This is a genomic window from Vreelandella salicampi (assembly GCF_013415105.1).
GTDB classification, from domain to species: domain Bacteria; phylum Pseudomonadota; class Gammaproteobacteria; order Pseudomonadales; family Halomonadaceae; genus Vreelandella; species Vreelandella salicampi.
Genome location: NZ_JACCDF010000004.1, coordinates 190,959 through 210,069, shown reverse-complemented (window position 1 = coordinate 210,069; position 19,111 = coordinate 190,959). Strand labels below are relative to the sequence as shown.

The window sequence follows — 19,111 nt, the reverse complement described above, 5'->3', positions numbered from 1 at the left end:
TGCGATTAAACGAGCCGTAACCCTTGCTGGTCTTGCCAAGCGGCCTCAAGGGCGGTACTTAATGGCGCATGTAGATGCTCAGGCAGGGCCTTTTGGGCCTCTGTGAGGCTTTCAAACGTGCGATTGCGCAGCCAGCAGTACGCCCAGGCGCAGGCCTCCGCCTCACTTTGTGGCGAGGGGTGCGCGGGCATCTGGTTGAGCAGAAAGACGGCTGTGCGCGGCGCCCAGAGCGGAACTTCCTCCGCGGTTGGCGCCTCGCTCCACGCCTTTAACGTGGCGCCGCTGGGTGTGGCGTCCGGCGTGCCGAGCTTAGCCACCCGCGCGGTTTCGGCCAGTAGCAGTGCTAGGCGATCCTCATCGGCTTGGCCGATGGTTAACCACTGGCGCAACAGCGCCGGCAGGCCGTGGCGGACTTGGGTATAGAAATCGAGTTGCGGCATGCTGAAAAGAACTCCCTAAAAAGAACTCCCGCGAACAGAAGGAAACCGCTATGGCGTTTGATTTTGCCACGCCGATTGATCGGCGACACCCCGAAGGCGGCTGGCCGTCGCAAAAATGGCACCGCTACGATGACGATGTACTGCCCCTGTGGGTGGCGGACATGGATTTTCACTCACCGCCAGCGGTGGTGGAGGCGTTACGCCGCCGCGTGGACCACGGCGTTTATGGCTACGGGGAAGTGCCGACCACGTTGAAACAGACACTGTGCGACTGGAGTGCCGCGCACTACGACTGGCGCATTCAACCCGAATGGCAGCAGTGGTTGCCGGGCGTCGTGCCCGCGCTGCACTTAGCGAGCATGGCACTCACCCAGCCAGGCGATGGCGTACTGACGGTCACGCCGATCTACCCGCCGTTTCTCGACGTCGCCGAGCGCACCGGCAGGCTACCACAGCAGGCCTCAATGGTGCTGACAGAGAGCGGCGGCTGGCAGCTAAACCTTGACGCGCTGGAGGCGTCGATCACGCCGAAAACGCGCCTTTTGCTGTGGTGCCAACCGCACAATCCCACTGGGCGGGTATGGCGCGAATCGGAACTAGCCGGGCTTGCCGCGCTGGTGGAGCGTCATGATCTTTACGTGGTCTCCGACGAGCTCCACTGCGATTTGCTGTTGGACGAGGGCGCTTCACACCGCCCGCTGGCGGCGGCATTTCCCGAGTTGTCGGCGCGTACGATAACGCTCTGGGCACCCTCGAAGACGTTTAATCTCGCCGGGCTGACCACCGCCTGCGCGGTGATACCCGACCCGGCGCTGCGCGAGCGCTTTGCGCGTGCGAGCAAAGGGATACTACCGGATGGCAACGTGCTCGGTTTAGTCGCGGCCGAGGCGGCTTACCGCGAAGGCGAACCCTGGCGCCAAGCGCTACTTTCCGTACTGCGTGGGCATCGAGAGCGACTGGTCGATTCGGTTGCCGAATGGCCCGGTGTAACGCTGCACGCGCCGGAATCGACCTACCTCGCTTGGCTGGATATGCGTGAAGCGGGGCTAGGTGAGGCGCCGCATAAAGCGCTGTTAAAAGAGGCGCGGGTGGCACTCTCCGATGGCGCGGCCTTCGGCCACCCTGGCTTTGTGCGGCTTAATTTCGGCACCACCGCCGCACAGCTCGATACGGCGCTGGCGCGCATGGATCAAGTGCTAAAGCGCTAATCGTGCCCGGCAATGGATCGATGCTTTTATGCCAGAATCATCCAAACACAGGCGGCGGTTAACGCGCCCATGGTGACATTGAAGCGACGCCAGGCGCGGTCGGTGCGGATTTTTTGCCCGATAACGCTACCGAACGCTGCCCATAATGCGCAGCAAGGCAGGGCAACGAGTTCGGCAAATCCCACCAGCAGTAGCGCATTGAGCCAGGCGTCGCCGTTGGCGGGAAGAAAGCCAGCGATCAGCGCCAGCCCCATCACCCACGCTTTGGGGTTGGCAAACTGGAACAGCGCGGCCTGCCAGAAAGTGAGCGGGCGCCGGGTGGCGTCATCACGCAGGTCGGGAGGGGGCGCCGTGGCAATTTTCCACGCCAGATAAAGCAGGTAGGCACTGCCTAGCCAGCGCAGCGTCTGCTGCAGGCTCGGGTACTGCTCAAACAGTACACCCAGCCCCATCGCCACACCGGCAAACAACAAAAAGCAGCCGCCGACAATGCCGAACAGGTGCGGCAGCGTACGACGGAAACCAAAATTCGCCCCGGATGCGGTTAGCATCAGGTTGTTAGGGCCCGGCGTTAGCGTCATCGACATCATGTAAAGCGCGGCGGGGCCAAGTATCACCCATTGACTGCTCATTTTTTTGTACCCATACAATTTTTGTGTTTTAGGCTGCAATTGCGGCTCTTTTAAAGCATAATCGCGCTAAATTTAACGTCAAAGGTTTTATTGTCACCATGACAATTTGGGTTCCTAACCTGGAAGCGTATTCAGGCTCGCGGTATCGCGCCATTGCGGCGGCGATTGGCGATGCGATTAACGCAGCGACGCTGCAGCCCGGCGAAAAATTGCCGCCCCAGCGGCATCTGGCGGATGCGTTAGGCGTGACTATTGGCACGGTAACGCGGGGTTATGCGGAAGCCGAACGTCATGGCTGGGTGACGGCGAAGGTGGGCAGCGGTACCTATGTCATGGGACGCCATGAGGCGACGACGTTTCAGATGCCACATGTGGAAACGGAAAACGACGATGCTCACATTGATTTAAGCCTGAGTCTGCCGCCACCGCATCCCTTGCGCCAGCAAGGCTTGGCGTCTGCCCTGGCCGTGGTCGGCCAATCCCAAGAAGCCCTCAATAGAGGCGTGAGCTACCAGCCAGCGCAGGGCAGTACGGCGCAGCGCCAGGTATTCAGCGAATGGTTGGCAACCCTGGGTTTTGATCTCTCGGCCGATGAATTATTGCTGACTCAGGGTGGGCAGCACGGCGTACAACTCAGCCTGCAAGGGTTGTTGCGCCCGGGGGAGCTAGTGGCCGCGGATGCTTTGACTTACCCAGGGCTGATGAGCGCCGCGCGGCAGTCGCACCTCAAACTGGTGGGTATTCCCTTCGATGATGACGGCATGAGTGTTGAGGCGCTCAAAGCTCAGTGCGAGCGTCAGCCGCCGCGTCTGTTGTATCTGACGCCGGATCAAAATAACCCCACAGGCGTGACGCTGAGTCTTGAGCGCCGCGAGGCCATTGTGGCGCTCGCCCGCGAATATGACGTCTGGCTACTGGAAGATGCGGTGCAGTACTTGCCCGCTAGCGAGCGTTTGACACCGCTTTACCACCTGGCACCTGAACGCACGCTGTTTGTATTCAGCACGGCCAAGGTGTTGGCCGGTGGCCTGCGAATCGGCGTGTTGCGAACTCCACAGGCGCTTCTAGAGCGTTTGACTCAGGCACTGCGCGCCCAAAACTGGATGGTGCCTCCGCTACTGGTGGACGTCGCCTGTCACTGGGTAACGCAGGCATCGGCAAGGGAGGTGCTGGCTTGGCAGAATGAGGAGCTAAAAGCGCGTCAGGCGCTGGCCGCTGACGTGTTGACAGGCTTTACCCTTCAGGCACGAAAAGGCGGCAGCAACCTATGGTTGATGCTTCCGGAGGGATTTCGTGCGGTGGCCTTTAGCGAACAGCTGAAATCTCACGGCGTGTTGGTCACCAGTGCGGAACCTTTTTGTGTGGGTAATGCCGTCGCTCCGCAGGCCATACGTTTATGCCTGGGAGCGGCTCGGGATCGAGACACGTTGCGCCGTGCGTTGCTAACCTTGCGCGACTGCCTTCAGGCGGGGCCGATTGTCAGCCCCACGCTGTAAGGAATCGATCAATCCGCAGCGGTTTAGTAAAGCAGCGCAAACAGCTTGCGGCGATAGGCGACGGTCAGCGGATGATCGGCCCCCAGCGCGTCGAAGACCTGTAAAAGCGTCTTGCGCGCAGCGTCGTCGCCGTAAGCACGGTCGCTCTTCATTAGCGCCAGCAAGGCTTCCAGGCCCGTTTCGTAGTCACCGTCGGCGACGTGGCGCAGCGCGCGCTGGAACTGTGCTTCGCTATCGTCGCGCTCACCCAAGGCGGCAATTTCATCGTGGGAAAGTGCCTGCTCGCCAAACGTGATGCTGGCGCGCACGCCACGGGCGGGCGCTGCGTCGCGCTCTTCCGGCGGCAGGTTATCCAGCACACTGTGGGCTTCATCGCTGCGTCCTTCGGCCACCAAGGCGTTGGCCAGGCTGACTTGATAGGCGTAATGCTCCGGGTACTGGCTGGTCAAGGTCTGATAAATTTCCCGCGCCGTGGCGGCGTCGCCGGCCTTCAGAGACTCTTCAGCCTGCTCTTCGGGGGAGGGTGGCGCATCGGCGGGGGCTTGGAAATAACGGCCGAGCCACTCGCGAATCTCTTTCTCCGGCAGCGCTCCTTGGAAGCTATCCACCAAGCCGCCTTGGCTAACGAGCTTCACATCGGGTACCGAGCGTACGCCGAGTTGCCCGGAGATTTCCGGGTTGGCTTCCACGTCGAGCTTGGCGAGGAGAAAGGCACCGGCGTACTCGACGGCGAGCTTTTCCAGCACCGGCATCAGGTTTTTGCATGGCTCGCACCACGGCGCCCAGCAGTCCAACAGCACTGGGACTTGCATTGAGGCCTCCAGCACCTGCTGAATATTACTAGCGTCGAGGTCAATAATGACGTCTTCGCGGCGCACGTCGCCGCCCGTCGGCGCGCTCTCGGGGGAGGCTTGCGCGCTGGCAGCGTCGTCTGACTCAATCGGGGCGGTTAACGCCTCACCGGTACGCGGATCAATAATTGACATGAGATCACTCTGGAAACAGGAAATTTAGCTAGGATATGCAGGCGCCGGCGCCGGGATTCAAGGCGCCGCGGCAAAAAACACCGCTAGGAGAAGGGAAATGCAAACACGTCACGTCGCGGTGCGCCCATGCCCGCCTCACCGCCGCCATGAAGCGCTACAGCGGCTAGCGGCGGCGCATGATGCGTCAAGGTGGCAGGCGCTGGCGGAAGCGGTGGACATTCAGCTGGCGCAGCAGGCGCCGGATTGGGCCGGGCTTTTTATCGCCGAATGCGTTAGCGATGGCCAAAACGACATGCTCTGTGGCGCGACCTGGGTGCAACCGCTGCCGGGCAATATGGCGCAGCTGTGGCAGCCCGCTGAAGAGGACGCTACCGCCCAGGCGCTTTTGCGCGTGGCGCAGCAGTGGGTAGCCGAGCGCGCCTTGACGCTTTGCCATACGGTGATTAGCCCAGAGCAGCGCACGCGCGTGGTACTGCTTGAGGGTGCTGGCATGCAGCTGATTGCACCACTGCGCTACCTGGTCGCACCGGCCAAAACACGGCTTTCCGAAAAGCCGTCACCGGCTATCACCTTGGTGCCGTGGGCCACGCTGGCACATGAGGAGCAACACGCACTAATCAGCGCCGTGCAAGTCGATTCCATGGATTGTGTCGCCCTGCGCGAGGCACTCGGTACCGAGGCGTTAATTGCCGGTTTTTATCAGCAGGATGCGTACGCGGCGGCGAATTGGTATGTCGTGCATGCGGCGTGGCGTGACAAAACGCCGGAAACCGCTGGTGTTCTGTTGCTGGCGCCGCGGCCAGCGGCCGATGCCTGGGAGCTGATGCTGATGGCGTTGTTGCCGTCCTGGCGTGGCTACCGGCTAGGCGAGCAACTGCTGAATGCGGCGTTTGGCCAAGCGCAAGCGGCCGGTGTCGAACGCGTACTGTTGTCGGTTGACGCGACGAACCTCCCCGCTTGTCGCCTTTACCAGCGAGCGGGGTTTATCGACTACCACCGCGAAGACGTTTACGCCTGGGTCAATGGCGCCAAGGCTACGCGGTAAATTTGTATTCCTGAGCGCTAGCCAGCGCGCTTCTTACGTCGCGCCTCGATGACGTAGCGGTAAACACGCAGGACTGCGGTGGCAAACTTCTCGATGCGATGCTCGGCAGCGCAGCCTGAGGCTTGTCCGCTCATCCGTGCTTTAAGCGCGTCATCGCTGAGAATGTCGTCGATACGCTGGCTCCAGGCTTGCGGGTCGGGTCCGGTTTTGTAGCCGTTGACGCCGTGGGCAACGATATCCTCAATGCCGCTGGAGCGAATCACCACCACCGGTAGCCCCGCCGCCATGGCTTCGAGTACCACCATACCCTGGGTTTCCGAACGTGAGGCGAACACGAACAGCTCGGCCAAGTGGCAATAGTGTGCCACCTCGCCGGGTGGGACGGCACCGACCAGCGTGACGTGCTCGCGAAGCCCTAGCGCCTCGATGCGCGCCTGTAGCCGGTCGCGATCATGACCTTCGCCTAGCAGGAGTAAATGAAAGTTGTGCGGGCTGCTATCGCGTAAAAGCACCAACCCATCGAGCATAAAGTCGATGTTCTTCTCTTTACTTAGGCGTGAAATCGATACCAGGACGCGCTTTCCCTGAAGCCGGTAGCGCTGGCGCAGAGTGGCTAGCCTGGCGCTGTCAGTGTCGGCAAACCTTGCGTACTCGATACCCGTCGGCTGGACAAAAATCGGTTGTTTCACCCCGATGATGCGCAGGTACTCCTCGGCGGAGCTGGTGGGCACAATCACTGCATCGCAGCCGTTGGCAAAGCGCTTGACCAGCGCGTGGGAAATCAAATTGCGAAACAGCGGCCCTGGTAGCGGCACATAATGGGCGTAATGTTCCAAGCGGGTGTGGTAGGTGTACACCACCGGCACCCGCAATAGTCGGCCCAAAAGCTGCCCGGCGCGGCCGAGCCAGAACGGGTGGTGAACGTGAATCACCTGCGGGGCAAAGGCGCGCACGCGTTTGAGCATGCGCCAAGAGAAAATATTCGCCAGACGAAACTCTTTGTGGCTGCCCAGCGGCAAAAGCGGGGCCAGCCGCAGCACATCGTTTTCTTTACTGGCTGTCTGTTGCGGATAGCGCGGAGCAACAACCAGCACGGTGTTATTAAGCTCGGTCAGGCCGCGTTTTAAGCGCTCGATGGAGATCGGTACGCCGCCAATAAAGGGTAGGTAGTTATTGGTGAACATGGCCACGTTTAACGGTGTGTCGCTACCGGCGTCCGGGTCGATATCGAAATCGGGGTAGTAATCCTTGTCAGTGAAAATGCGCTTGTATAGCCAAAGTGCGATGGCAACGAATGTCGATACAATCAGAATGAAGTTTAAGTAGCCGACATAAAACAGCGAGTAGATGAAAAACCATAAACTCTCCAGCGTGCGCCAGATGGCGTGCTGACCGATATCCAGGCGCTGCTCGCTGACCTGAACCTCATCGCCCTCAACGCTAACCGAGACAAAGTGGTGATAGCTCTCTTCGTCATTGAGCACGAGCCCACCGGCGCCACCGGTGACGATGTAGTCGCTGCCGCCATGGCGCTGGCGATCAAAGAGCGGTACCTGAGAAGAGAATACCGTATCCACGCCAGCCTGTTCGATCAGGCGGGTGAACGCTTGGCGTGCAGTTTCGTCGATTAGGTAGTCGTCGTCATCTTCCAGGCCGAAAAGTCCGGAACGATCCACCGGGTAGAACGGATGGGCGCTGAACAGAAACTGATTCGGTTCGCCTGCGGCGAGCACTTCTTTTAACCAGCGCGTTTGCCAGCTGAAGCTGGTGGTGCCGGTGCTATCAATAAAGGTGAAACGGTTTTTTCCAGCGGCAAAGCTAAAGTGGTAAGGGCCAAAATAGTCATAAAAGCGAAAGCCGCCAAGGCGACTCTCTTCGTGTGGGCCAAAGGTTAATAGGTAAGGCATTTCCAGGTAATTTAGCGTGCCGAACAGCGCGCGGTATTTATCCTCGCCGCCGCTGGCGACGGCATTGCCCGCCGAGATGACGAAGTCATATCCTTCCTGGTTGAGGCGCGGAATAATCTTGCGCTCAAAAATGCCGACCGAATTATTGATATTGCCTAACACCGCGAAGCGGTACTGCTCACGCTCGGCCAGGAGCGACTCGATGGCGCTGACTTGAGTGGCATGATCACCGGGAAAGTCTTGCTCGAAAAAATTCAGGTAGGCCTTGTAGCCCAGCAAGGCGGCAATCAGGGCAAGGTTGAGATAGAAAAACCACGAGATCAATCGCTGGCGGGGCACCCGGTGTGTCTCCTCAAAGAGTGGCGGTTAGCATGCAAGGCATTTTCAGGAAGATAAACTGCCACAAAAACCACGTGCCCGTCGATAACACGATTCGCTGGGGCCTAGCGGCTCGCCTGTATGCAACCGGCGATGACCAGCAGAGCGGCAAGTGGCAACCGCCAATCAAGCGGGCTAATGCCGGCGATTACTAACAGTGCGGCCGCGAGCAGCGGTACGCCGTAGGCGAGGCTTCCCACGACACTGGCCTGCCCTTGGCGCAGCGCTTTATCCCACGCCACCATGGCAATACCAAAAGGGCCCAGCCCCAGCGCGATACCTGCCGCTAGCGCGGTCTGATCCGGCAGCGTGATACTCCCTTCAAGCCACAGGGTGGCAGCGCCACTCATGAAGGCGGCCGTCAGCAGAAGGCGAGGCAGCTGCGGGGTGAGTGCAATGGGCGCAGCCTGGCCGAGCCAAGAATAGAGCGCCCAGCACAGCGCGGCCAGCAGCGCAAAACCGTAACCGGGCAGTGAGGCTAGCGGGGCGATGGCGTTTGCCTGTGGCGTCAGCAATAGCGCGGCCCCGCTAAAGGCGATCAGCGCGCCGGTTAGGCTTTTTAGCCGAATGCGGCCCAGGCGCGTCCACTGGCTGAGCAGCACAAACAGCACTGGCCACGTATAAGTGATCAGCGCCGCCTCGGCGGCAGGCGCGATGCGCATGCCGATGAAGTAGCTGCCAACGGCGCCTAAGATCAACAGCGGCACACCCAGCCATACACTCAAGCACCAGCCGAGGTTTAAGTGGGTGGTCGACGTGCGACGGCTTAGCGGTAGGGTCGCTAAGGCGCCGGCAAACAAGGTGAGCGTTGTGAGACTTAATGGCGAAACGCTACGCGCCTGTTCGGCCAGTAGCGGCGCTGAGCTCCACAGTGCAACCGCGATCAGCGCGGCAGGAATGCCGAGATGGCGCGCTGGTATAAAGTGGGCAAGTTGCATCCGTGTTCTCCTTGATTGCGTTAACCTGCCGGCAGCATACTCAGTCTCTACACATCACAAAAACGATTATTTATGATCAAAATCATCAAGGAGTATGATGAATGCGGGCGCCAACGTTTGACCTGACGCTGCTGCGTACACTGGTGGCCATCGCGGATACCGGCAGTGTGACGGCGGCGGCAAAACGGCTTGCTTATACGCAATCCACAGTGAGCATGCAGCTGAAGCGCTTGGAAGCGCAGTTAGGTCTCGTGCTGCACGAGCGGGAAGGGCGGCGCGTGCGTTTTACCGCCGAGGGAGAGCGACTTATTACCCACGCGCGCAAGCTGTTAGCGCTTAATGAAGAAGCGTGGCGCGATATGCAGGCGCGCCAGGTCAGCGGTGAGCTGACACTCGGAATACCCGAAGATTACGCGCTGCTGCTGCCGTCGGTGTTTTCTTACTTCCACCAGCTTTACCCCAGCGTAGGCTTGGAAGTGGTTTGCGGCACTAGCGCGGATTTGGTCGAGCGGGTTAAAAACGCCGAGATGGACGTAGCGCTGGTGACCCGCCAACGTCGTTCGCCGGGCGGGGAGGTGATTCGCCGCGAGCCGCTTTATTGGGCCGTGGGGTTGAGTCATCAGCCGCTTCTCAGTGATCCGCTGCCGTTGGCGCTTTATACGCCGGGGGCGGATGTGTTTCGCGAAGTCGCGGAGCAGGCGCTGCAAAATGCCGGGCGCCAGTGGCGAGTTGCCTACACCAGCCAATCCATGAGTGGCTTGGCGCCGGTGGTCATGGCGGGATTGGCCATTGCGGTGGTCACGCGCAGCATGCTGAAACCCACCCTTAAGCCGTTGGATGAAACCAGCGGCTTGCCCGCGCTGCCTTCGATTGAGCTGGCGTTGCACTGGGCGCCGCACAGGCCCTCAGAGCCCGCCCGGCGCCTGGGCGAGCTGATCCGTGAGCAATTAGCCAATGAGTGGGTGCCGGTTTAGCGAATCAGCGTTTCCAGCGCCTCTATCAGGCTATCCATCTCGTCGTCGGTGCCGATGGTGATGCGCAGGAAGTTCTCAAGCCCCGCTTTATTAAAGTGGCGCACCAGAATGCCGCGCTCGCGTAGCCCGGCGAAAAGCTGCGCGCCGTCGAACGCAGGGTGCTGTGCGAGCACAAAGTTGGCCTTGGAGGGCAGCACGTCAAAGCCTAAGGTTTCGAGGCGGCTTCGGGTGCGCTCGCGGGAGGTGATCACGCGCTCGCGGCAGGCCTCGAAGTGTGCGGGATCCTCAAGCGCGGCGATGCCTACGCAGTTCGCGAGGCTATCCACCGGGTAGGAATTAAACGAGTCTTTCACCCGCTCAAGGCCTTCGATCAGCTCACGCGAGCCCACTGCGTAGCCTAAACGGATGCCCGCGAGGCTGCGTGATTTGGAAAACGTGCCGGTCACGAGTAGGTTGGGGTAGCGCTGAGTCAGGGCGACCGCGCTTTCAGCACCGAAATCCACGTAGGCTTCATCAATCAGCACGACGCGGTCGGTGACTCGCTCAAGTAGCGCTTCTAGTGTGGCAAGCGAGTGCGCGTGGCCGGTCGGGGCGTTGGGGTTGGCGAAAATCACCCCGCTGCGCGAAGACGCCTCGGCTAGCGCGTCAAGGTCGACTTCCCACTGTTCGTTGAGCGGGTGCTGGCGCAACTCAACGCCGTAAAGCTTGGCGTACACCGGATAGAAGCTATAGGTAATCGTCGGCACATCGAGCGGTGCGCCGTGGCAAAAAAACGCCTGAAAGGCGAAAGCCAGCACTTCATCCGAGCCGTTTCCGGCGAATACCTGCTGGGTTTCTACGCCGAAGCTCTCGGCCAGGGCTGCGCGAAGCGCCTGTGAGGTGGGGTCGGGGTAAAGGCGTAGGTGATCAGTGGCGAACTCGCGTAGCACCTTGCCCACGCCCGGCGCAGGCGGGTAGGGGTTTTCGTTAGTGTTTAGCTTGATGACCCGTTCAGCGGGCTGCTCGCCCGGCACATAAGGCGTTAGCGCTTGAACGGCGGGGCTCCAAAATTGGCTCATGAGCGTATCCTGACGCGTGTGAATCGATAGCCCTCATGGTCGCTTGGCGGTGGGGAAAGCGCAAGCACTGCTCGGTGATTGGGGTGGGCGTTGCACTTTGTAGGGGGTATGCTGTCTTAAGCGCAATAAATGCGATGATCAGTACACGCTCAACATCCATGCATGTAAAGGAGAGACGCCATGTATTTGAAGACAATGTCGCTAAAAAGCTTGTTGGCCGGTTCCGCTATGCTGGCTTTATTAGCGGGCTGTGCCGCCGGCCCGATGGATCAAAGCGGAGAAGACGTCGCTGAGAGTACCGAGGCTAACTACCAGGGCACGCTGCCATGCCGCAACTGTGATGGCATCGATCTTGATGTCGTCATGAACGGCGAAGAGATGGACCCAGCCGAAGCGCGCACGTTTACCTTGAATGCAACCTACCGTAACCACCCACAAAATCCACCCGATGAGAATTACGCCGGTAATTGGGAAGTGCTAAGCGGTACGCCGTCTGATCCGGATGCCACGGTCTATGAGCTAACGCCTGATGGTGAAGGCCAGATCTATTACTTCCTGCGTATTGATCCGCAAACGCTTGAGCTGATCGATCCTGAGCGTCGTCGCTTTGAAAACGGCGAAATGCTGCGGTTGGAGCGCCAATCCTAACGCACCGTCCCGAAAGTGGATGACAAGGCGGCTTCGGCCGCCTTTTGCATGTGCGGTCCAAATCTCATTCTTCGACAGGCTCAGAGTGAACGGCTCTAACACTTATCATCCTGGGCGTGTCGAAGAGTGACAGGCTCTGCGTGAGCGGCAACCACCATAAAGAAAGGAGAAAGCGGTGGCTAAAGCCAAAAGCGCTTTTGTATGTACCGAATGCGGCGCCGAGTACCGCAAGTGGCAGGGACAGTGTGGTAGCTGTCAGGAATGGAATACACTGACGGAAGTTCGCTTAGCGCCGGCGCGCCCCGGCGCCGGCAGTGCCTCCGGTTCACCGTCAGGGCGTGCGGGCTATTCCGGCGCACTCTCGCGCGAGGTGGTGGACCTTGCCAGCGTCGATTTGAGCGAAGTGCCACGCATGAGCTCCACCTTCGGCGAGTTCGACCGCGTGCTCGGCGGTGGATTGGTGCCCGGCTCGGCGGTGCTGCTTGGCGGTCATCCAGGCGCGGGCAAGTCCACGCTGTTACTTCAAACTGCCTGCAAACTCGCCCAGCAGCGGCGTATCCTCTACGTAACCGGCGAGGAGTCGCTGTCGCAAGTGGCGATGCGCGCGCATCGCCTACAGCTCCCTACCCAAGGGCTTAAGATGCTGGCCGAAACCAGCATCGAAACGATTCTCGCCGTGGCCGAGCGCGAAAAGCCCGAGATTCTGGTGATCGACTCGATTCAAACCATGCACCTGGAAGACGTTAGCTCTGCCCCCGGCGGCGTGGCGCAGGTGCGCGAGTCCGCCGCTGCGCTGACGCGTTTTGCCAAGCAGAGCAACACGGTGTTGCTGTTAGTGGGCCATGTCACCAAGGACGGCAGTCTAGCCGGACCTAAGGTGCTGGAGCATATGATTGACGCCTCGTTGTTGCTCGAAGGCGGTGCCGATTCGCGCTTTCGCACCCTGCGCGGGCAAAAAAATCGCTTTGGCGCGGTCAACGAGCTGGGCGTGTTCGCCATGCTGGAGCAGGGACTGAAAGAGGTGAAGAACCCCAGCGCGATCTTTCTCTCCCGTAACGAAGAGCAGGCGCCGGGCAGCCTGGTGATGGTGGTGTGGGAAGGCACGCGGCCGATTCTGGTGGAAGTTCAGGCGCTGGTGGATGAATCCGCGCTGGGCAATCCGCGCCGCGTGGCGGTGGGGCTCGACCCCAATCGCCTAGCGATGCTGCTGGCGGTGCTCAACCGCCACGGCGGGCTTTTTACCGGCGATCAGGACGTGTTTTTGAATGTGGTCGGCGGCGTCAAAGTGCTCGAAACCAGCGCCGATCTCGCGGTGCTGCTTGCGGTCGTTTCGAGTCTGCAAAACCGCGCACTGCCTAAAGAACTGGTGGTGTTTGGTGAGGTGGGGCTTTCCGGCGAGATTCGCCCGGTACCCAGCGGCCAGGAGCGCATCGCCGAGGCGGCCAAACACGGCTTTCAGCGCGCTATCGTTCCGCGCGCTAACGCCCCCAAACAAGCGCTGCCGGGGATGGAGGTCATTCCCGTGGATAAGCTCTCGGATGCGTTGGAGGCGCTGTAGGTCACCGCGGACTACGTTAGACTGAGGATAAACCGACCCGCTCAAGGAGAAACACCATGAACAGCATTCGCTTAACGCAATACAGCCACGGGGCCGGCTGCGGCTGCAAGATCGCTCCCGATGTACTCGACGGCATTCTGGCCAAGGCGGGCCGGCCAGCGGGCAGTCATCGGCTGATTGTGGGTAACGAGGGTCGCGAAGACGCCGCCGTTTACGATTTGGGCGACGGGCGCGGGATGATCGCGACCACTGATTTTTTCATGCCTATCGTGGATGATCCGTTTGATTTTGGCCGTATTGCCGCGATCAATGCCATTAGCGACGTGTACGCCATGGGCGGCACCCCGGTCATGGCCTTGAGCATCCTCGGTTGGCCGTTGGATAAACTCGGCGCCGATGTCGCCGGTGATGTGGTCGCTGGCGCCCAAGCGGTGTGCCGCGAACTGGGCGTAGCGCTGGCGGGCGGTCATTCGATTGACGCCCCGGAGCCGATCTTCGGCCTCGCCGTCAACGGGTTAATCGATTTGGAACATCTCAAACTGAATAGCGGCGCCAAGCCGGGGGATATGCTCTTTCTGACCAAGCCGCTGGGCGTGGGCATGCTCACCACCGCGGAAAAACGCGGGTTGGTTCAACCCGGCCATGAAGGTTTGGCGCGGGAAACCATGCTCAAACCCAACGATATTGGCGTGCCGCTTAGCAAGGTGAAAGGCGTGAACGCCATGACCGATGTCACTGGCTTTGGCCTCGCTGGCCACTTAACCGAAATATGCGCCGCCAGCGGCGTGCGGGCGCGGATTGATTTTCGCCGCCTGCCACGGCTTTCCGAAGCGGAAACGTACCGCCGCCAGGGCGCCGTGCCGGGCGGCAGTGAGCGTAATCGCCAAGCGCTGGGCGACAGCCTACCCGCGATGGACGAGGCGCACTGGCAATGGCTTTGCGACCCGCAGACCTCCGGTGGGCTGCTCATCGCCGTTGATCCCGCGTGGGAGGACGACGTCGAACGTATTGGCCGAGCGCATGGGGTAGACCTGGTGCCCTTTGGCACGCTGCATAAGCAGGAAGGCCCGGCGCTGATAGAGGTGATTGGGTGAGTCGAATAGCTCGGCTGAACCTACCCAGCATTGACGCCGATCTGGCGCTGGTTCGCGCGGGCAAACCGCTGATTGATGTGCGCGCACCGGTGGAGTTTGCCCAAGGCGCGCTGCCTGGCGCAGTCAATTTGCCGCTGATGGACGATGACGAGCGTCGCCGGGTAGGCATTGCTTATAAAAAGCACGGCCAAGCCGCAGCGATTGCGCTGGGCGAACAACTGGTAAGCGGTGACGTAAAAGATGCCCGGGTGAAAGCCTGGCTAGATTACGTCGAGAAGCATCCCGATGCCATTATCTACTGCTTTCGCGGCGGGCTGCGCTCGCAGATTGCGCAAACCTGGCTCTTCGATGCGGGGTCTCAGAGGCCGCGTATCGACGGCGGTTGGAAAGCGCTGCGTCAGGCGTTAATGGCGCGCATTGATAGTGCCGCCGAGCAGCCAATGCTGATCCTCGGCGGCTTGACCGGCTGCGCCAAAACGTTGCTGATCCAACGACTTGAGGGAGGTGTCGATCTGGAAGGCTTTGCCCGCCACAAGGGCTCGGCGTTTGGGCGTATGCCCGAGCCGCCGCCGTCGCAGATCGATTTCGAGCATACACTCGCGAAGCGGCTTTTAACGCTTTCCGGGCCGCTGGTGGTGGAGGATGAGTCGCGTCAGATCGGTAACGTCAATGTGCCGCTGACGTTTTGGCGGGCAATGGAAAAGGCACCGCGCATACGTATCGAAATGCCGCTCGACTGGCGCTTAGCGCAGCTTATTCAGGACTACATTATCGATTTAGAGCGCGGCTACGCCGAGCAGTTTGGCCCGGAGGAAGGCTGGCAGCGCATGCAAGCGCAGCTTTCCAACTCGCTGGCGCGGTTGAAAAAACGCTTGGGCGATGCGCGTTTGCAGCGCCTACAACGCCTGCAAGCACTGGCGTTTGCCGCCCATGAGAGGGGTGATCGTCAGGCCCACGAAGCCTGGCTGGCGCCGCTTTTGACCGAGTATTACGACCCGCTGTATCGCTATCACCTCAAGCGCCAGCAGGATGCCGGCGTGGTCGAACTGCACGTGGGTGATTGGGATAGCTGCCGGGAAGCCGCACAGCACTGGCAAGCTGAACACGCCGCGAACCGCCAAGGTCATGCGCGCTCAGGCGTGCCCCAGCCATTGGCTTAACACCCGGTCGAGCAGCGGTGCCAAGCGGTCGAAACGTTTAGGCTCGGCAAATATATCGGCATCGGCCTGGGTGTAGTCGTCGCGGCCCTCGGGCACCTGCTGGGTGTCAATCAGCTGCTTAACGCCAGCCTGGGAGGCCTCCAGGTGGCATAACAGTCCCATTACGCGCCCCCCGTCCCAAGAAAACCCTTGCAGCGGCGCGGCAGCACTACCGCCTAAGGGCAAGGCACCATCGGGTAAGCTGAACACGTAGCGGTGCCACATAAAGGCATCGAACGTGTCGGGCAGCTCGAAGGGGCTTTCGTCCGCCAAGCTAACTGTGTGCCAGCCGGTCTCCGGGTAGATGCCGAGCGCGCTTATCGCGCCGAGTGCGTCGGCAATATAATGAGCGCCTAGGCCTATGCCTAACAGCGGCTTTTGACTATCAAGTAAGCGGTTGATCAGCTTGTCTTCGGCCTTGTACCAAGTAGGCGGGGCGTCGAGCAGCGCCTCCGGGCCGTCGAGCACGATCAACGCATCGCAATCACCTGGGCGAGGCGGTAATTCGCCGTCATAAAGGTGAAACACGGTGTAGCTGTGGCCCATGCTGGCCAACCAGTCGGTTAACCGGGCGGGGCCGTAATCCGGGCCGTGCTGTAGCAGATGAATATGCATGGTAATCTCCTTGCCGGCCGCACATAACACGCTTACCTACCGCACGCGGCGGCAGGGGAGTGAGACAATACCGTATCGGTTAGGCTTTCCCCAACTGATATTTACCCGCAACAGGATATCCTCATGGCGTCAAAACCCCTTGGCTTTTATCAGCGACTCCAGCAGCTGTCGTTACACGCCCAGCAGGCGTTTATGGCCGCGCTATGTGAGCGGCTTTTACCCAACTACGCCCTCTACGCCCAGACTACCGGCCATGGTGATGTGCATACGTTGCGCGCCGTTTTAGATTTGGTGTGGGAGCATTTGAGCGTGCGCGGTGCGAATATCGACTTCGCCCGCCAAGCGGAGAAGCTGGCCGAGTGCGAGCCGCCCGAGGGCGACGATAGCTTCGGCGCTCGCCGCGCACTGGACGCGGTCGTGTCGATCTCGTCGATTCTCGATACGTTGCAGGGGGAAGCGCCGGAAGCCGTGCTGGATGTCAGCCGCACCTCGCGTGCCGGCGTGCGCGCCTTTATCGAACTCACCGAGGGCGAGGAAGACGCGCAAAAATTAGCCCTCTTGATCCGCGATCACCCGCTTACCGAGGATGAAAACAACTTTCAAGATGCCGTGCTGGACGCGGCTGCCGAGCCCTTGGATAAAAACGCCATCAAAGCGATTCGCCAGCTTGGCCGCAACGATGGCATCAGCAACCTCGGCTTGTCGCTGGAGGAGTAAAGAAAAATACGGCCTTACAGCCGCATTTCGATACCGCGTTCGGCCATGTAGCGCTTGGCTTCGGGGATGGTGTATTCGCCGAAGTGAAAGATGCTGGCGGCGAGTACCGCGTCGGCGCCGCCTTTGATCACGCCTTCGACTAGGTGGTCGAGGTTGCCGACGCCACCCGAGGCGATCACCGGCACGCTAACGGCTTCGGCAATGGCGTGGGTGACGCCGAGGTCGAAGCCGATTTTGGTGCCGTCGCGGTCCATGCTGGTTAACAGCAGCTCACCGGCCCCGAACTCGACCATCTTTTTCGCCCACTTTACCGCGTCAAGCCCAGTGGGGCGGCGCCCGCCGTGGGTGAAGATTTCCCAGCGCGGCTTTTCGCCTTCTTTGGACACCTTTTTAGCGTCGATGGCCACGACGATACATTGGCTGCCGAAACGCTCAGAGGCCTCGCGGACGAACTCGGGGTTATTAACCGCCGCGGTGTTGATCGAGACTTTATCCGCGCCAGCGTTGAGCATGGTGCGAATATCATCGCAGGTGCGAATGCCGCCGCCCACGGTCAGCGGAATGAACACTTCGCCGGCGATGCGCTCGACCATTTCCACCGTGGTGTCGCGGTCTTCGTGGCTCGCGGTGATATCCAGAAAGGTGATCTCGTCGGCGCCCTGCTGGTTGTAGCGCTGGGCGATCTCCACCGGGTCGCCGGCATCGCGGATGCCGATAAAGTTAACGCCTTTGACCACACGGCCAGCGTCGACGTCGAGACAGGGAATAATGCGTTTGGCAAGGCTCATGATGTCTTCCCTCCGCCCGTTAGTTGATCACTTAAGCGCTGCGCCTCGGCGACATCAATTGTGCCTTCGTAGATGGCGCGGCCGGTAATGGCGCCGAGGATACCGCTGTCAGCGACTTCGCACAGCGCTTTGATGTCGTCGAGGTTGGTGACGCCGCCCGAGGCAATGACCGGCAAGCCGCCGTGGCGGGCAAGCTGAGCCGTCGCCTCAACATTGACGCCCTGCATCATGCCGTCGCGGGCGATATCGGTGTAGACAATAGAAGAGACGCCATCGTCAGCAAAGCGCTTGGCAAGCTCGGTGGCTTTGATGGTGGAGACTTCGGCCCAGCCGTCTGTGGCGACATAGCCGTCTTTGGCGTCGAGACCGACAATCACATGCCCAGGGAAGGCGCGGCACATTTCCCCCACGAAGTCGGGCTCCTTCACCGCCTTGGTGCCGATAATCACGTAGGAGACGCCTGCCTCAAGGTAGTGCTCGATGGTCGTCGCGCTGCGGATGCCGCCGCCGATCTGAATCGGAAGGTCGGGGTAGGCGCGGGCGATGGCGGTCACGGCGTCACCGTTCACCGGCTTACCTTCAAAGGCGCCGTTGAGATCGACTAAGTGTAGACGACGGGCACCGGCGTCTACCCAGCGGGCGGCCATGGCCACCGGGTCATCGCCATAGGAGGTGGCGTCTTCCATGCGGCCTTGCTTCAAGCGTACGCACTGACCGTCTTTTAAGTCGATCGCGGGAATGACTAGCATGATGTGATCCTTTAAGGCGTCCGTATGATTTAAGGCGTCCAGGTGACGAAGTTCTGCAGCAGGCGCAGGCCCGCGCGGGAGCTTTTTTCCGGGTGGAACTGCACGGCGAAGGTCGATTCACGCCCAATCGCGACGTGCGCGTTCACCTTGCCATACTGGGTGGTGCCGAATACCTCGGCGTCATTGGTCGCGTCGACATAAAAACTGTGCACGAAGTAGAAGTGCTCTTGGTTGTCGATGCCTTCCCATATGGGGTGCTCGTGGTGCTGCTCGACCAAGTTCCAGCCCATGTGAGGCACTTTCAGGCGTTGGTCGCGATCATCGCGCATATCGGCAGGAAAGCGGCGTACTTCACCCTTGAACACGCCCAGACACTCAACGCCGCCGTTCTCTTCACTGTGTTCCAGCAGCATCTGCTGGCCCACGCAGATGCCTAATAGTGGCTTGCCTTGGCGCGCGAGTATATCTTCCACCAATCCGCGTAGCTCGGTGCGTTCAAGCTCGCCCACGCAGTCGCGAATCGCGCCTTGGCCGGGTAGCACCAGGCGGGTGGCGCCAAGAATGCGGCGCGGGTCGCGGGTGATCACGACGTTTTCATGGGTCACGTGCTCCAGCGCCTTGGCCACAGAGTGTAGGTTGCCCATCCCGTAGTCGATGACGGCAATAGTCATAAAGCGCTCC

Annotated in this window: 19 protein-coding genes; 9 read left to right on the top strand and 10 right to left on the bottom strand. The window is 60.5% G+C overall.

All coding sequences use genetic code 11. The annotated features are described in order from the left end of the window. Positions 1–5: 5 nt before the first annotated feature. The gene (locus HZS81_RS07170) at positions 6–440 is read right to left on the bottom strand and encodes a hypothetical protein (RefSeq protein ID WP_179929865.1); all 435 of its coding nucleotides are present in this window, start codon (positions 438–440) and stop codon (positions 6–8) included. A 50-nt stretch (positions 441–490) separates the two neighbouring features. Here HZS81_RS07170 and HZS81_RS07165 point away from each other — a divergent pair, with 50 nt between their 5' ends. Beyond that, entirely contained in the window at positions 491–1,648 is a 1,158-nt protein-coding gene (locus HZS81_RS07165) for a MalY/PatB family protein (protein WP_179929864.1), read from the top strand. A gap of 26 nt (positions 1,649–1,674) precedes the next feature. Here HZS81_RS07165 and HZS81_RS07160 read toward each other — a convergent pair whose 3' ends face one another. After that, the gene (locus HZS81_RS07160) at positions 1,675–2,280 is read right to left on the bottom strand and encodes a LysE family translocator (RefSeq protein WP_179929863.1); all 606 of its coding nucleotides are present in this window, start codon (positions 2,278–2,280) and stop codon (positions 1,675–1,677) included. Positions 2,281–2,378: 98 nt separating this feature from the next. On the opposite strand from HZS81_RS07160, the gene HZS81_RS07155 reads away from it, so the two are divergent. Next, on the top strand, positions 2,379–3,776 hold the full coding sequence (locus tag HZS81_RS07155) for an aminotransferase-like domain-containing protein (protein WP_179929862.1): 1,398 nt from the start codon (positions 2,379–2,381) through the stop codon (positions 3,774–3,776). A 23-nt stretch (positions 3,777–3,799) separates the two neighbouring features. Here the strand turns inward: HZS81_RS07155 and HZS81_RS07150 are convergent, their stop codons facing one another. Beyond that, complete coding sequence (locus HZS81_RS07150; protein WP_179929861.1) at positions 3,800–4,762, bottom strand: tetratricopeptide repeat protein; 963 nt, start codon at positions 4,760–4,762, stop codon at positions 3,800–3,802. Positions 4,763–4,859: 97 nt separating this feature from the next. On the opposite strand from HZS81_RS07150, the gene HZS81_RS07145 reads away from it, so the two are divergent. Continuing rightward, a complete protein-coding gene (locus HZS81_RS07145; protein WP_179929860.1) occupies positions 4,860–5,807 on the top strand; it encodes a GNAT family N-acetyltransferase in 948 nt (315 codons plus the stop codon). A gap of 17 nt (positions 5,808–5,824) precedes the next feature. On the opposite strand, the gene HZS81_RS07140 is transcribed toward HZS81_RS07145, so the two are convergent. Together HZS81_RS07140 and HZS81_RS07135 are read right to left on the bottom strand one after the other, a co-directional pair. Then, positions 5,825–8,053 carry a glycosyltransferase gene (locus HZS81_RS07140; protein WP_179929859.1) on the bottom strand — a complete coding sequence of 743 codons (2,229 nt, stop codon included), beginning with the start codon at positions 8,051–8,053 and terminating at the stop codon, positions 5,825–5,827. 104 nt (positions 8,054–8,157) lie between these two features. Further along, positions 8,158–9,030, bottom strand: a complete 873-nt coding sequence (locus HZS81_RS07135) for a DMT family transporter (protein ID WP_179929858.1) — start codon at positions 9,028–9,030, stop codon at positions 8,158–8,160. A gap of 101 nt (positions 9,031–9,131) precedes the next feature. Between HZS81_RS07135 and HZS81_RS07130 the strand changes: the two genes are divergently transcribed. Continuing rightward, a complete protein-coding gene (locus HZS81_RS07130) occupies positions 9,132–10,004 on the top strand; it encodes a LysR substrate-binding domain-containing protein (RefSeq protein WP_179929857.1) in 873 nt (290 codons plus the stop codon). Here the strand turns inward: HZS81_RS07130 and hisC are convergent. Then, positions 10,001–11,062, bottom strand: a complete 1,062-nt coding sequence (gene hisC, locus HZS81_RS07125) for a histidinol-phosphate transaminase (RefSeq protein ID WP_179929856.1) — start codon at positions 11,060–11,062, stop codon at positions 10,001–10,003. The two genes, HZS81_RS07130 and hisC, sit on opposite strands and share 4 nt — an antisense overlap. 195 nt (positions 11,063–11,257) lie before the next feature. On the opposite strand from hisC, the gene HZS81_RS07120 reads away from it, so the two are divergent. The 4 genes from HZS81_RS07120 to mnmH all read left to right on the top strand — a co-directional run bounded on the left by HZS81_RS07120 (position 11,258) and on the right by mnmH (position 15,522). Continuing rightward, a complete protein-coding gene (locus HZS81_RS07120) occupies positions 11,258–11,710 on the top strand; it encodes a copper resistance protein NlpE N-terminal domain-containing protein (RefSeq protein WP_179929892.1) in 453 nt (150 codons plus the stop codon). Positions 11,711–11,885: 175 nt separating this feature from the next. After that, the gene (gene radA, locus HZS81_RS07115; RefSeq protein ID WP_179929855.1) at positions 11,886–13,268 is read left to right on the top strand and encodes a DNA repair protein RadA; all 1,383 of its coding nucleotides are present in this window, start codon (positions 11,886–11,888) and stop codon (positions 13,266–13,268) included. A 56-nt stretch (positions 13,269–13,324) separates the two neighbouring features. Continuing rightward, positions 13,325–14,362, top strand: coding sequence for a selenide, water dikinase SelD (gene selD / locus HZS81_RS07110; protein ID WP_179929854.1), 1,038 nt, complete (start codon positions 13,325–13,327; stop codon positions 14,360–14,362). A gap of 14 nt (positions 14,363–14,376) precedes the next feature. Further along, entirely contained in the window at positions 14,377–15,522 is a 1,146-nt protein-coding gene (gene mnmH / locus HZS81_RS07105; RefSeq protein ID WP_179929891.1) for a tRNA 2-selenouridine(34) synthase MnmH, read from the top strand. Here mnmH and HZS81_RS07100 read toward each other — a convergent pair. Further along, on the bottom strand, positions 15,496–16,176 hold the full coding sequence (locus HZS81_RS07100; protein WP_179929853.1) for a type 1 glutamine amidotransferase: 681 nt from the start codon (positions 16,174–16,176) through the stop codon (positions 15,496–15,498). The two genes, mnmH and HZS81_RS07100, sit on opposite strands and share 27 nt — an antisense overlap. 123 nt (positions 16,177–16,299) lie before the next feature. On the opposite strand from HZS81_RS07100, the gene HZS81_RS07095 reads away from it, so the two are divergent. After that, a complete protein-coding gene (locus HZS81_RS07095; RefSeq protein WP_179929852.1) occupies positions 16,300–16,893 on the top strand; it encodes a YjaG family protein in 594 nt (197 codons plus the stop codon). 14 nt (positions 16,894–16,907) lie between these two features. On the opposite strand, the gene hisF is transcribed toward HZS81_RS07095, so the two are convergent. The 3 genes from hisF to hisH are packed head-to-tail and all read right to left on the bottom strand — an operon-like array spanning position 16,908 to position 19,101. After that, complete coding sequence (hisF, locus tag HZS81_RS07090; RefSeq protein ID WP_179929851.1) at positions 16,908–17,681, bottom strand: imidazole glycerol phosphate synthase subunit HisF; 774 nt, start codon at positions 17,679–17,681, stop codon at positions 16,908–16,910. Further along, on the bottom strand, positions 17,678–18,430 hold the full coding sequence (hisA, locus tag HZS81_RS07085; protein WP_179929850.1) for a 1-(5-phosphoribosyl)-5-[(5-phosphoribosylamino)methylideneamino]imidazole-4-carboxamide isomerase: 753 nt from the start codon (positions 18,428–18,430) through the stop codon (positions 17,678–17,680). Before hisA ends, hisF begins: the two co-directional genes overlap by 4 nt. A gap of 29 nt (positions 18,431–18,459) precedes the next feature. After that, a complete protein-coding gene (gene hisH, locus HZS81_RS07080; protein WP_179929849.1) occupies positions 18,460–19,101 on the bottom strand; it encodes an imidazole glycerol phosphate synthase subunit HisH in 642 nt (213 codons plus the stop codon). Positions 19,102–19,111 lie beyond the last annotated feature (10 nt).